At 53.2% G+C, this 13,888-nt stretch carries 9 protein-coding genes; 7 read left to right on the plus strand and 2 right to left on the minus strand.

Going from position 1 to position 13,888, the window contains the following annotated elements; all coding sequences use genetic code 11:
• Positions 1 to 37 precede the first annotated feature (37 nt).
• The 6 genes from ASE26_RS31545 (at position 38) to ASE26_RS14075 (ending at position 11,372) form a co-directional block, all read left to right on the plus strand.
• The gene (locus ASE26_RS31545) at positions 38 to 3,808 is read left to right on the plus strand and encodes an ATP-dependent RecD-like DNA helicase (protein ID WP_162259173.1); all 3,771 of its coding nucleotides are present in this window, start codon (positions 38 to 40) and stop codon (positions 3,806 to 3,808) included.
• 11 nt (positions 3,809 to 3,819) lie between these two features.
• Positions 3,820 to 4,233: a hypothetical protein gene (locus ASE26_RS30625; protein WP_156409937.1), complete on the plus strand. Its 414-nt coding sequence runs from the start codon at positions 3,820 to 3,822 to the stop codon at positions 4,231 to 4,233.
• Between the two features lie 98 nt (positions 4,234 to 4,331).
• On the plus strand, positions 4,332 to 5,090 hold the full coding sequence (locus ASE26_RS14060) for a hypothetical protein (protein WP_200960814.1): 759 nt from the start codon (positions 4,332 to 4,334) through the stop codon (positions 5,088 to 5,090).
• 92 nt (positions 5,091 to 5,182) lie between these two features.
• Positions 5,183 to 6,721, plus strand: a complete 1,539-nt coding sequence (locus ASE26_RS14065; RefSeq protein WP_057246429.1) for a class I SAM-dependent DNA methyltransferase — start codon at positions 5,183 to 5,185, stop codon at positions 6,719 to 6,721.
• The gene (locus tag ASE26_RS14070) at positions 6,721 to 7,950 is read left to right on the plus strand and encodes a restriction endonuclease subunit S (protein ID WP_057246430.1); all 1,230 of its coding nucleotides are present in this window, start codon (positions 6,721 to 6,723) and stop codon (positions 7,948 to 7,950) included. The genes ASE26_RS14065 and ASE26_RS14070 overlap by 1 nt, the downstream gene beginning before the upstream one ends.
• A 20-nt stretch (positions 7,951 to 7,970) precedes the next feature.
• The gene (locus ASE26_RS14075) at positions 7,971 to 11,372 is read left to right on the plus strand and encodes a DEAD/DEAH box helicase family protein (RefSeq protein ID WP_057246431.1); all 3,402 of its coding nucleotides are present in this window, start codon (positions 7,971 to 7,973) and stop codon (positions 11,370 to 11,372) included.
• A 393-nt stretch (positions 11,373 to 11,765) separates the two neighbouring features.
• On the opposite strand, the gene ASE26_RS14080 is transcribed toward ASE26_RS14075, so the two are convergent.
• Positions 11,766 to 12,806, minus strand: a complete 1,041-nt coding sequence (locus ASE26_RS14080) for a hypothetical protein (protein ID WP_057246432.1) — start codon at positions 12,804 to 12,806, stop codon at positions 11,766 to 11,768.
• A gap of 228 nt (positions 12,807 to 13,034) precedes the next feature.
• On the minus strand, positions 13,035 to 13,316 hold the full coding sequence (locus ASE26_RS14085) for a helix-turn-helix domain-containing protein (RefSeq protein WP_057246433.1): 282 nt from the start codon (positions 13,314 to 13,316) through the stop codon (positions 13,035 to 13,037).
• A gap of 28 nt (positions 13,317 to 13,344) precedes the next feature.
• Here ASE26_RS14085 and ASE26_RS14090 point away from each other — a divergent pair, with 28 nt between their 5' ends.
• Positions 13,345 to 13,812: a hypothetical protein gene (locus tag ASE26_RS14090; RefSeq protein WP_156409938.1), complete on the plus strand. Its 468-nt coding sequence runs from the start codon at positions 13,345 to 13,347 to the stop codon at positions 13,810 to 13,812.
• Positions 13,813 to 13,888 lie beyond the last annotated feature (76 nt).

The following is a 13,888-nucleotide window of genomic DNA, read 5'->3' on the forward strand; positions in this document are numbered from 1 at the left end:
GGGCATGAGTAAGAGAAAAACTAGAAAAGGGAAAAGCATGGCTTTCATAAACCATTTATCCATCCGGGTTCCATGGCACGATGACCAGTGGCGTGGGACAGTGTGTAAAAAGCCGCGCGAAAATGCAGCGTGCATCGCTCTTCCTGAAATTGCGGCAAAGAAGATGGACGACGCCGAAGTGTGTGTGGCCGGATGTCGCTTCGATGAACTTGCTGCGTCGGAATTGCCGCCATGTGTGCGTGAGCGCGTTTCGTTCATGGCCCCATTTGCGCTGCGCAGAGATTTCATCCACCCTTACAAGAGAAGCGCTACACCAGACCATCGCGACCTTAAGGCGATGACTCTACAACAGCCTGCGTTCTCAGCTACATGTATCCCGTTCAAATGGATGCGTCGCGAGCACGCAGATGCGTTCTCTGCGTCGTGGCATCTCGATTTTGACCCTGCGCGCGAACCTAAAGAGCCCGATTGGTTGGTCAACAGCGGGTGGATTCAGAATGGCCGGAATCAACGCGCGATGCTTGATGGCTTTTTCTCCGCAATCAAACCTGAGGACTCGTTGTGTTTCTTTTACGCCAAACAAACGCCTTTTTCGGATGATGCGCGCCGGGTCATCGTTGGTGTCGGCCGCGTCAAGCGAGTAGGTAAACCACTTCAATACGAACGAGAAGACCGCGATGCTGATGCTGATACTTCCTATGTTTGGGACGTGACCATTGAACATTCGATTCGGCCGAGTGACGGTGATGGTTTCCTGCTGCCGTACGCGGACCTGGTCGCAGCGCAGGAGCTCGGTGCTGTCGTTGACTGGGATAAGTGCCTGGCGTTTTCGCCAGAAGGACTAACGGCAGAATTTTCATACGCGGCGGAGCACGTGAGCCACGACGGTGCTATCTCCGCACTTCTAGAGTGCAAACATGCTCTTGAAGCAGCGGGGGCGGTTCTCGTGAATAACGATGCAATTCTGAAGGCGCTTCGATGGATTGATTCCCGCATATCAGAATTGTGGAGTTTGCGAGGCGCTTACCCAGGGCTTGGCGCCGCGTTGACTGCCTTAGGTACTCAGCACGGAAATTTCCTAGCACTGCACCTGGCTGAGCAGTTGGGCGACAACGAGGACCCTTGGCCCCTCGTGGACAAGGTCATGAGAAATCCGACGTCTCTGCCTGCAACGCTTCGAGCGATAGTGACAAGTGACCTCACAGCGGTGTGGAAAAACTTGAAGCCAAAGAGGCTGGAGCTTCTCAAGCTATTGGCGAGATTTGCACTAACGAACGAACAAGCAGACCGGTTTTTCGTTTCCGCTGTTCGAAGTGCATCTGGCCTGGACTACCTCGATGAGCAGTTGCTCGAAAACCCTTACGTCATCTACGAGGGTGACAGATTCTCTTCCCCTGCATCTGATGAGCATACACTCGACCGTGTGACTCTCGAGACCATAGACCGCGGGGCGTATCCTGCAGAAGTAGTGGCCCTGAAGCATCCACTGCCAGAACCCTCGCGCATGTCCGGTGCGTTGGACAAACGTCGAATCCGAGCACAAGTGATTGGACAGCTTGAGCACGCGGCAGAAGCTGGCGGCCATACAATGCTGCCCGAGGAGATGGTAATCCTCGGTATCCGAAGTGCGAGACTAGAGCCACCTTGTCCTGTTTCGGAGGACGTGATTGAGGCGGTCGCTGCTTTCTTTCCAATCGAAGTTTTCCGGGTTGCGCTCAAGGGCGGGAAGCCAGCGCTACAGCTTCAGCGTTATGTCGCCTCTAAGAAGATGCTCTCGAAAGAGATTCACAATCGGGCGCTGATAGGCAAGCGCTTTGAAATTCAAAACGACTGGAGACTTCGGCTGGATAAGCTTCTGCCGGAACTCAATGAAGCTGACAATGACGAAATACGTGCGCGAGATGAAAAAGCTGCAGCGCTAGCTGAGCTGGCGTCATCTCGTTTTTCCATTCTGATTGGTCCGGCTGGTGCCGGAAAGACCACGGTACTCAAAGCGCTATGTGAGCATGAAGATATCGCCAAAAGAGGGGTGCTCCTTCTTGCGCCAACGGGGAAAGCCCGCGTGCAGTTAAGTCAAAAATCCGGGCAGGACGCATTGACCCTCGCTCAATTCCTGTTGGCATGCGGTGGGCGTTTCGATAGTAGAACAGGAATCTACAAGAGGGTCGCAGGTTCTCCCTATGATGGTTGCAAGACCGTCATCGTTGATGAAGCCTCAATGCTCACTGAGGACATGTTGTCGGCACTTTTCGATGCTATCAAAGGGACCGTTGAACGAATTATCCTGGTGGGTGACCCAAGACAGTTGCCGCCAATTGGCGCCGGCAAGCCATTCGTTGACGCGGTGACCCATCTCACTCCCAAGACCGGTGGCCAGTTCCCACGAGTTGGGAGAGGATACGCGGAGTTGACCATCCAACGCCGCCATAAGGCCTCTGGCGAAACGGACAGCTTCCCTCTCGACCTACAATTGGCAAACTGGTTCAGTGGGCGTCCATTAGCTCCAGGTGAAGACGAGGTTTGGTCTATACTCGGCGGCACGGGGGACACGACCGGCCGGCTGATGACTCATCGCTGGGATTCGGTTGAAGAACTGCGCACAACGATATTGGACTGCTTGTGCAAGGAACTGGACCTGAAGGGGCTCGACGACCAGCAAGGGTTTGCCCTCAGCTATGGCGGTGTCGCGAAGAACGACTACGTACGCTTCGAACTTGGTGCTGCCTCACGAGTCGACGACTGGCAGGTGCTGACACCGCTACGCAACGACGTCTTTGGGGCCAAGGACATCAATCGCTTGTTGCATCGTACCTTCCGCAAGGATGCGATTTCCTGGGCTAACAACGGCCGCCGTGGCGGCGCTAGAACTACGCCACCCAGGGGGGGGGAGGAAATAGTCTACGGTGATAAGGTTATCAACGTTCGAAACCACAAGCGCAAATTTGTGAATCCCATTGAAGACGCACTTCAGTATATCGCTAACGGTGAAATTGGCGTTGTTGAGGGTGAGGTGGCTGCAAGTGGTTCTGCTTACGAACCCTGGAGGACCAAGGTCGAGTTTTCTTCACAGCAGGGATTCGTTTATAACTTTTGGAAGTCCGATTTCGACACGGATAAAGGTCCGTCGCTCGAGTTAGCTTTTGCCGTCACTGTTCACAAAGCGCAGGGGAGCGAGTTTGAAACCACGATTCTTGTGCTTCCGAAGAAGAGTCGGCTCATTAGTCGCGAGATGCTCTACACGGCCTTGACGCGTCAGAAGCGTCGGGTAATCATTCTGCATCAGGGCGAATTGGCTGACTTACAGCAATTGGCTACCGACGACAACGCCGTCATTCCGGCTCGCTTCACGAACTTGTTCGAAAAAGAAGCCCCTGAACTTCTTCCCGCGCCAGTGCAGGTGGGTGGGAAGTGGCTTGATGAGAAGTTGATTCATAGGTCGAGGCGAGGGACATTACTCCGGTCAAAGTCTGAGGTTATCATCGACGATGCGCTCGCCTCACACGACATTGATGCCGCCTACGAGGTTCGCTTCTATGGAATTGATGGGAAGGGATACCGCCTACCGGACTTTACAATCGAGGACCAATCACTGGGCAGGACCATTCTATGGGAACATTGCGGCATGCTTGCCGATGCGGGTTACGCCGAACGATGGGAAAAGAAGTTGGAATGGTATCGACAAAACGGTGTCCAGTTACTCTCGGAAGGTGGCGGTGAACGAGCCTCCTTGGTGGTAACAATGGATGACGCACGCGGTGGCATCGACGGTAAAGCAATCGACGAGCTCATCGAGGAAATTTTTGATTGATTGCACGGAGTATGTCAGAACCAATCAGCCATTCACTCCCCATCGTAGGCGGGCTTCTTCGTTTGGCCGGCGCACTCGTCGGCAAGAAGCCTGACTTACCGAAGAGGAACCTCCGCTCGCGAATCACAATGCAGGGAATAGTCACTGAACTCCCTGATGACTTTCCTTTGAAAATCGTAGACGAGGAGGGCCGGACACACCGCGGCGTCTACGCACTTGAAGTATTGATTTGGAATTGTGGAACCGAACAAATTGAACCATCAGACTTCGTAGAGAATGCGCCGCTGCGCGTAGCGCTGAGCAGTGACTCGTACGTCATCAAATCGGAAGCAATTTCGGATGCTAAAGAATTGAAGTACGAGGTGCAAAAGCATTGTGGCGGCTTCGTTCGACGAATCGGACACAGTGTTCAAGGAAGCGACTGAAGGCGTGAAATACCATTTGATTCGTTGGGAAGGCAAGTTGATTCAACCCCTCGAAGCCGCCAACTGAAGTCTTTCCTCACCTTTAGAAGGGAATGCACATGCAGGGAATTCAAAAGAAGTCAATTATCGAGCTGAAGTTCGTCAAGGGGCGAGAAGCGAAGCCCACGTTGGAGGTTCAGGCGGAGAGCCTTGATGCTCAAGGGATTAATCTTGGCGTTGTAGTTTCAAAGTCCCTTGCTGAATTTGCTAAAACGCATCCCAAGTGCGTGGCTACCGTGTATTCATACGGAACCATGAGCGTCAACTTCTTTGAGCAAGGTTGGTCGGAATTTCTCATTGTGGCCGGTGATATCAAAGCACTTAAGGCGCTTGGTGCCGCCTTCTCTCAGCTCATTAATGTTAAGTCCAGATACAGCGACTACATCTCTCCATACGAGGGACAGGCGACTTATCACGTTGAGGATGGGCGTTTGTGGCAAGTCGAAGACGCAGTTACCTGGTTCTCGGTTGACCAGGAGCCAGTGAAGGATGTCGCCGGGACCGACGCGGTAGTCGATGACGATTTTGGCAAGGACGAGGATGAAATTGATGGTCCGCTATTTGATGATTTCCTCGCAACCTTAGGCGAGAGCGAATCTAACGGAGATGCTGATAATTCGCCCTCGTCGAATGGCAACCGCAGGCGCGCGCGAATGAATGCCGCACGGTCGGATGCAAGCGTTGCAAAGATTCGGCAGACGATAGAAAACTTGTTTGGACTTCCAGAAGGGTCCGTTGCGCTTTGCGGCCCTGATGGCCGCGCGCTTCGTGGTGATGCGCTAATTAAGACTCTGCGTCGCAGGTGGGAAGAGAATTGAAGTTGAGGGATAGTGCGAGCAGTCCATATGAGGCTGCAGGCGTTTCAAATTGGTAAAATGCAGCGCCAAATTCATCAACTCTAGGAAATGTAATGCTTACAGGCGAACTTCGCAGCCAAATTAATGCCATCTGGGATTCGTTCTGGTCGGGCGGCATCTCAAATCCGCTGGAGGTGATGGAGCAAATTACTTACCTGCTGTTCATCCGCAGGCTTGACGATTCCCATACCCTCGAAGAAGGCAAAGCGTTGATGCTGAAACGCCCGATGGCGAATCGCATCTTCCCAGAAGGTTCAGACCCAAAGGGCCGCAAATATGATGACCTTCGCTGGTCACGGTTCAAGAACTTCGCTCCGGCCGAGATGCACATAGTGGTGGCGGAGCATGTCTTCCCATTCCTGCGCAGCATGGGCGGTGACGGCTCGACCTACTCGCACCACATGAAGGATGCACGGTTCACCATTCCTACGGCTGGCTTGCTGGCAAAAGTGGTCGATATGCTCGACCACGTACCGATGGAAGACCGGGACACAAAGGGCGACCTGTACGAGTACATGCTGGGTAAAATCGCCAGCGCAGGTCAGAACGGCCAGTTCCGCACGCCTCGGCACATCATTCAGTTGATGGTGGCCCTTACGGCGCCGACGCCTAAGGACATCATCTGCGACCCGGCCAGCGGCACTTGCGGCTTCTTGGTGGCGGCTGGTGAATACCTGCGCGAGAAGCACCCTGACTTCTTGAATGATGCTGCGGCCCGTGAACACTTCCACCACGGGATGTTCCATGGCCACGACTTCGATAACACTATGCTCCGCATTGGTTCTATGAACATGGCGCTGCATGGCGTGGACAACCCAGACATTAGCTATAAGGATTCGCTGGCCCAAGACCACGCTGGCGACGAAGAGAAATATTCGCTGATTCTGGCGAACCCGCCGTTTGCGGGCTCGCTGGATTACGAGAACACGGCCAAAGACCTGCTGTCCATCGTAAAGACCAAGAAGACCGAACTGCTGTTCTTGGCACTTTTCCTTCGTTTGCTGAAGCCCGGCGGCCGTGCTGCGGTCATAGTGCCAGATGGGGTGCTGTTTGGCTCGTCCAAGGCCCACAAAGAACTGCGTAGGACCCTTGTCGAAGACCAGAAGCTGGATGGCGTCATCTCTCTGCCCGCTGGTGCCTTCAAACCTTATGCGGGCGTTTCGACTGCCATCCTGCTGTTCACAAAGACGAATTCTGGCGGCACCGACAATGTATGGTTCTATGACATGGAGGCTGACGGCTGGTCGTTGGACGATAAGCGTCAACCGTTACTCGCCGAGGAAAAGCTGGGGGTCTACCCCAAGGCCAAGCTGACGGATTCAGAACATCACAAGAACAATTTGCCCGACGTGCTGGCGCGGTGGTTGAGCCGTGATGCAACTGAGCGGGAGCGTTCGCGCACCGCTCAAAGCTTCAGCGTGCCCAAGGCCGACATTGCAGCGCAAGGCTATGACTTGTCCATAAACCGCTACAAAGAAGTAGTGCATGAGGCGGTCGAGCACGAAACTCCGCTGGAGATTCTTGCAAAGCTAAAAGTGCTCGAAGTAGAGATTCAAGCCGGGATGCGCGAACTTGAAGGGATGTTGAAGTAATGGAAATTCCTCGCATCCCTCTTGCCAACCTCATACTCGAAGGGCGGCAGAAGCGTATAGCACCTACGAATAGTCAGGTGTGGAACCTCAATCTCGACCAGATTGAATCAGGTTCGGGACGGGTTCTGGAACGAATAATGACCACAGTAGACGAATTGGGGCCATCAACCTATGCCTTTGAAGCTGGAACGGTTCTCTACTCGAAGCTTAGGCCATACCTGAACAAAGTGGTTGTCGCTGACAGCGATGGCTTTGCGACGACTGAACTTGTCCCGCTGAGAGGTGACCCGGAAAAGGTCTATGCCCCATATCTCGCCTATTACCTCAGGTCGGCAGAATTCCTGAATTTCGCGAACACCGTGGTTGCTGGCGCCAAGATGCCGCGAATGGTTATGAGTGAGTTCTGGCGTTACGAGGCCCCCCTTCCACCAATCTCAGAGCAACACCGCATTGCAGCGATTCTCGACAAAGCTGACGCCTTGCGTGCCAAGCGACGGGAAGCCTTGGCTCAGTTGGATTGTCTGGCACAGTCGATTTTCGTGGAAATGTTTGGTGACCCAGTGACGAATCCGAAGAGGTGGGCCGAAATTGAAATGGCCGCGCTCTTCGAAACATCGCCAATATTTGGAACAATGATTCCGCCAACTCCTGATGGCGGCAACTGGCTCTCCCTGAGGGTCGCAAACATTCAAGACTGGCGCCTTGACTTGTCAGACCAGAAGTACGTCAATCTCCCCCCAAATACCATCGAACGACACAGTGTAAAAGACGGGGACTTATTGTTGGCACGAGCAATTGCTTCTCAAGAGCACCTTGGAAAGGCCGTAGTCGCAACTCCCGCTGGGAGAAAATGGGCTTTTGACTCCCATCTGATGCGCTTGCGGTTTAATCCCGAGCGCGCATCTCCTGAGTTCGTCCGTCATTTGTGGATGACGCCCGGAGGGCGCTCGTTATTTTTAAAGGCGACACGCCGGACTGCTGTGCAGTACAACATCAACACCAAAGAAATGAACTCGCTTAGATTGCCAATACCGCCAATCGAACTTCAGCGCAAATTCGTTTGCAGGGTCGAGGCGTTGAACTCGCTGAGGGATAGGCAACTAGAAGCGCTGAAAAGAATGGACGCACTTTTTTCAGTGCTCCAACATCGAGCATTCCGGGGTGAACTCAAGGGTTCCAACGTCCCAGAATTTGTGCGCCATGAAAATGATGAATTGCGCACCAACTAAGAGTAGGGGCTAATCCAGACATGAGCAACTTCGCGTTTCTACAGCCTGAATGGGGCACAGTGCACGAAGCTGCGCACCGTGCCGAGCAGGCTGTTTTCGGTGACCCACGCACTGCCTGCTTCTATGCCCGGCGAGGATTGGAGCTTGCGGTCGCTTGGCTTTACGCTCATGACAAGGCGTTCAAGGTGCCCTATCAGGACAACTTGAACGCCTTTATTTTTGAACCCACCTTTCGCAAAGCAGTCGGTGACGCGCTCTTCACCAAGGCCAGACTCATCAAAGACCTTGGCAACATGGCCGTACACAGCAACAAGAAGGTACTGGAATCAGATGCTGTCAGCGCCACTCGCGAACTGTTCCATTTTTGCTTTTGGCTGGCACGAAACTACGGTCGCACCTCGCGCCCGGCCCCCGGCCTGAACTTCTCTATCGGCCTAATTCCAAATGCATCCCCGGCAGCAGCGCTGACACAGGGCCAGCTACAAAAGCTCGCAGACGAATTGGCGGAGAAGAACGAAGCCCTTCACGTGCTTCGTAATGAGAGAGCAGACCTGGATGCCGAGTTGCAGCGTCTGCGGGACGAGGTCGCCAAAGCAAAGCTGGCGAATGCGGCCGAGCCTGACACCCACGACTACTCGGAAGCCGACACCAGAAAGGCATACATCGACCTCCTGCTGCGTGAGGCTGGGTGGACACTTGACCCAGCTAAGAACTTCGAAATCGAAGTGACCGGTATGCCCAACGGCGAAAACACAGGCTACGTGGACTACGTTTTGTGGGGAGACGACGGAAAGCCTCTAATGTTGGTTGAAGCGAAGCGAACTACACGCAGCCCCAAGGTGGGACAGCAGCAGGCAAAACTGTACGCTGACTGCTTGGAAAAGATGTACGCGCAACGCCCCATCATCTTCTACTCGAACGGCTATGAACATTGGATTTGGGATGATGTGTCCTATCCGCCGCGCCCAGTACAAGGCTTCTACAAGAAGCCTGAGCTAGAACTGCTTGTCCAGCGTCGAAGCAGCCGCAAGAAGCTTGCCGAGACCACCATCGACAGCAGCATCATCGAGCGGTATTACCAGACCAGAGCAGTTCGGCGAGTCGGCGCCACATTCGAAGTCGATAACCAGCGGAAGTCCTTGTTGGTTATGGCTACAGGGTCCGGGAAGACCAGAACCGTCATTGCATTGGCCGATGTCCTCATGCGAAGCAATTGGGCAAAACGCATTCTGTTCCTTGCTGACCGGGTGGCCTTGGTCAATCAAGCAGTTAATGCCTTCAAGGCGCACCTACCGGATGCGGCGCCAGTCAATCTGGTCACCGACAAACACACAGAAGGGCGGGTCTACGTTTCAACCTACCCAACTATGATGGGCCTCATCGACGAAGCTCAAGATGGGCAGCGCAGATTTGGCGTTGGCCACTTTGACCTGATTGTCATCGACGAGGCTCATCGCTCCGTCTATCAAAAATACCGGGCAATTTTCGACTACTTCGATTCATTACTTGTAGGACTTACCGCCACTCCAAAAGACGAAATTGACCGGAATACGTATGGCCTCTTTGACCTTGAATCCGGAGTGCCAACCGATGCTTATGGCCTCGATGAAGCTGTCGCTGACCGGCATCTGGTGCCGCCGGTCCCAATCTCGGTACCCCTGAAATTTCAGCGGGAGGGAATCAAGTACAGCGACTTGAGCGAAGACGAAAAGGAGCAGTGGGACGCCCTGGAGTGGAATGAGGAAGGTACCGTTCCGGATGAAGTTGACGCAGCGGAGTTGAATCAGTGGCTGTTCAACATTGACACTGTGGACAAGGCTCTTGAGCTGCTTATGACCAAGGGCCACAAGGTGGCTGGAGGGGATAGACTTGGCAAGACCATTGTATTCGCCAAGAATAATGACCATGCGGATTTTATTGCCGAGCGATTCAATGTCAATTTTCCGCAGTACAAAGGCCATTTTGCGCGGGTTGTGACGTACAAGACAGAGTACGCACAAAGTCTCATCGACGACTTTTCGAAAAAGGAGAAGATGCCGCACATTGCTATCTCGGTGGACATGCTTGACACCGGTGTCGATGTTCCAGAGGTAGTCAATCTTGTTTTCTTCAAGGTTGTGCGGTCGAAGACCAAATTCTGGCAAATGGTTGGGCGAGGAACCCGTCTCTGCAAAGACCTCTTTGGCCCAGGTGAAGACAAACAGAATTTTTATATCTTTGACTTCTGCCAGAACCTTGAGTTTTTCGCTCAAAACCCGGACTTCGCCGAAGGCGCATCGTCTGAGCCACTTAGTACGCGTCTGTTCAAAGCCAGATTGGACGTCATTGCAGAACTCGATACCAAACTAAAGGCGGGAGTGCAAATTGACGATGAAGAAGCGCAGTATGGTGACACCTTAACCGAGGCTCAACTTCGTCGTGATGTGGCGGCTATGTTGCACGCGAGAGTGGCGGCGATGAACTTGGATAATTTCGTCGTGCGCCCCCAGCGCAAAGCAGTTGAGAGATTCGCGGACGCCAATTCTTGGAATGTACTTGGCCAGGAAGAATTTCACGAGCTGGTCAGCAGAGTCGCAGGACTACCGTCCGAGTTGATGGACGACGATGAGGAAGCAAAGCGCTTCGATATGCTAATGCTTCGTACGCAGCTTGCTGTGCTTCAGGCAAAACCTGACTTTGCAAGTCTAAGAGAAAAAATTCAAACCATCGCGAGCGCATTAGAAGAGCAGATGGCCATTCCTGCTATCAAAGCGGAAATGGTGCTGATTCAATCGGTAGTCAGCGACGACTGGTGGCAGGACGTGACAGTGCCGATGCTGGAGATTGCCCGACGACGGTTGCGTTCTTTGGTCAAACTCATCCCGAAAGGACAAAAGAAGATTGTCTACACTGATTTTGAGGATGAATTGGGGGAAGCTGCCACCATTGACTTGCCGCAGGTGACCGCCGGACTGAATATGGGCAAGTTTCGCGAGAAGGCAAGACAGTTCTTGAAGGCGCATGAATCTCATCTTTCGCTGCAGCGGTTGCGACGAAACCAGCCATTGACGAAGACGGACTTGATTGAACTGGAAAAGATGCTTGTCGAGGCTGGTGGCACTAAATCACAAATCGACGAGGCCAGAGAGCAGAGTCATGGTTTGGGTATCTTCATTCGCTCATTGGTGGGGCTCGACCGAGAGGCCGCTATGCATGAATTCAGCGAGTTCATCAACGGCACAACCGTGACTCCGGACCAAATCGAATTCGTGAATCTTATCGTCCAGGAATTGACTCAAAACGGCACCATGGATGCGGACAGGTTGTTCGAATCACCGTTCACGGACCTTAACGCGCAAGGACCGCTCGGTATTTTCCCGGCGACTCGAGTTTCGCAAATCGTCGATGTTCTGAACCTAATTCGTGAGCGTGCGGTGGCCTAGCGTTGACAGGCGCGTCCCCTAAGAGACAGCATGGTGGAGCGGGAGGAGAATCCGATTGTGAAGTGCCGAAGGAACTGCGTGCGACATGAATGAAAGCCTGATTACCCACGAAGAGCGAGTGCGGCGAATGAAAGCCAAGGAGCGAGAGCTCCTTGCTGAATTGCGCAAATGGCTCCAGACGCGAGCTCTAAAGCCCGAGTGTGAAGAAGCCCGGAAAAAGGTGGAAATCTACAGTGAACTTTGCAAGCGCATTAAGTCCGAGATTAAATACTCCAGACGACGAGCACGGAAGCCTGCGGCTCAGCCCAAAGGGCGCTGGTCGCCAGTACTTTACGGTTCATTTGAATCTGGGAAGAGGCGCTGATTTATCAGATTCAACGAAGCTCGATTGCTTCAGTGGACAGTCCTGCGGCTCTCACTCGGGAATTCATGGCGGATGAAGTTAACGCATTCGACCTCATACCAGGAGACTACGGCGTTGCACAGCTCCAGACCTCTTACTGCGGTTATTTGAGTTGCGCCGGAAAAATTGGCTCTTGAGTTGTTCAACTCTTGACTGTGGGCCGAGACAAATCCATGGATTGCGTTGTTACGTTCCTTCCGCCACGCGTCAAGGCCCCGAAGCAGTTCACTTGGAAACTCATAGGCAGACGAATGCTCTGCATCGAGCTCCTTGAGCAGGGCGTAGAACGTTGGACCCGATAGCTTCGTACCTTTAGCGTCCAGGAAATTAAAGAGGCAGTTACTAATCAAGCACTCTTCGAGTGCAATTGCCTCAAGGTAGTAGCCATCGTTGAGTGCTTTTGAAACTTGACCCAGTGCAGATAAATACGAGTCATGTCGAGCCTTTAGAACGCTCACAGCGCTATCGAAGTCGATATCTTTCTTGTATGCGAGATGCAATGCTTCGAACATCGAGAAGCCATTTTTCTGAATGCTATCCCGGTCGAACTGTTTCTGAAACGACATGAAAGCGTTGTGATACCCATTAATGAAGGTGTGAACGGCCAGCCATTCTTCCTTAGCCCAAGCGAAATACTTCCTCGGCGTCGCAGGCTCAGGAATTCCCATAAGCGTGTGGCCGATTCCGTAAATCCAGTCATGTGAGACCAAGACCAGAGCGCCAACGTGAATGCAAGTCATCTGCCGCTCGGGAAAGATGTAAGCCAGTTCAGGCCTCCAGTCCTTAATGCCTTGGGTCTGAATTTTCTCCGAGGCTTCGACTTCGCCGAGCCGCTCTCGGATGATTTCAATCAAAAGCATATAAATTTCTCTCGGCTTAGGAGATATCTCAAGGATGCCGTCGAATCCAAAGCAATGCGACAAATATACGCAAAACGGCTCTAGCACCAAACGCCCATCCTCTCGGATGAACTGGTAGTTCACGATTTCATCGAAGAAGGCTTGCCTCTTCTGTTGCTCTGTAATTTCCATGAACTAGTCCATATAGGGATTTGAAATGTTGGAGAAAGGACCCCTGGCCCCAATTCGCAGGTTTTCAGACAAGTTGGGTACGAATCATACATTTTTCAGACATCAATCGGTAAGGACGAACGCCGATTCCGCATTTTTCAGACTCAGCGTGCTCTTCCAATGCGGCGTTTGATGGTCCTCTTTGAGCGGTGACTCTGCATCATTCTGGAGCCAGGTCAGGAGCGGTATTCACTTTGAAGAGCGCGAGTCTGTATATATGCTTTCCTGCAACAACCCCAAGAGTGTGAGGCCGGGCGCGATGGCCTCCAGGTAGCGCAGGATTTGCGCCTGCGTGCGGCTGAGGTCACCTTTCTCAATGAGTGCGGCCGTCGAGCGGGCCATACCGGCGCGCGCGGTAGCATCGGCTTGCCGCAAACGCCGCGCCTTGCGCAGCCGTGCGAGCTTTTCACCAAGCTCGCGTGCTTCCATCAGCCTGGCAGGCGACAGCAAAGGGGTTTCATCGCGTTTCATGTCCGCAATCTCAGTCGCAACAGAGTTAATGTCCGTGATTGCGGACACAGGTGCGCTCACCCTTCAAGTCGGACGCTGGCCTCAGCGCACCTGGAAAGACACTCCGACGAAGAATCTCGAACAACGGCTTGGCGAAGTCGTTGCGGGGATTGTAGTGCTGGCCCAGGAGACCTTCGCTAAAGAACAAGAAGAGACTCGTCGACAAGAGGCTCTACGTCGAGCTCAAGCTCGCTACGAGTTCCTTATGAAACGACGAGCATCTGAAGCGGCGTGTTTCAAGTCCTTAGAAAGTGATGCGACCAATTGGGAGCGCGCCGTCAAATTGCGCGCGTTCGCCGATGCGTTCGAGCGAAATGCCTTGGCAGTTGGGAGGCTGTCCGAAGAGCAAACGAGCTGGCTTGCCTGGACTCGAGCCAAAGCAGATTGGCTTGACCCATTTATCCTGGTTTCGGACCCCATACTTGACGCTCCCGAACCTAAGCGACCTCTGTACTAGCTTAACGCCTCACCGGCCCCTGAATCACGGGGCCTCTTCTTTTACACTTAACGGAGAAGTAGGCCGTAAACGGCAC

Source organism: Duganella sp. Root198D2 (genome assembly GCF_001428585.1).
Classification (GTDB): Bacteria; Pseudomonadota; Gammaproteobacteria; order Burkholderiales; family Burkholderiaceae_D; genus Rugamonas.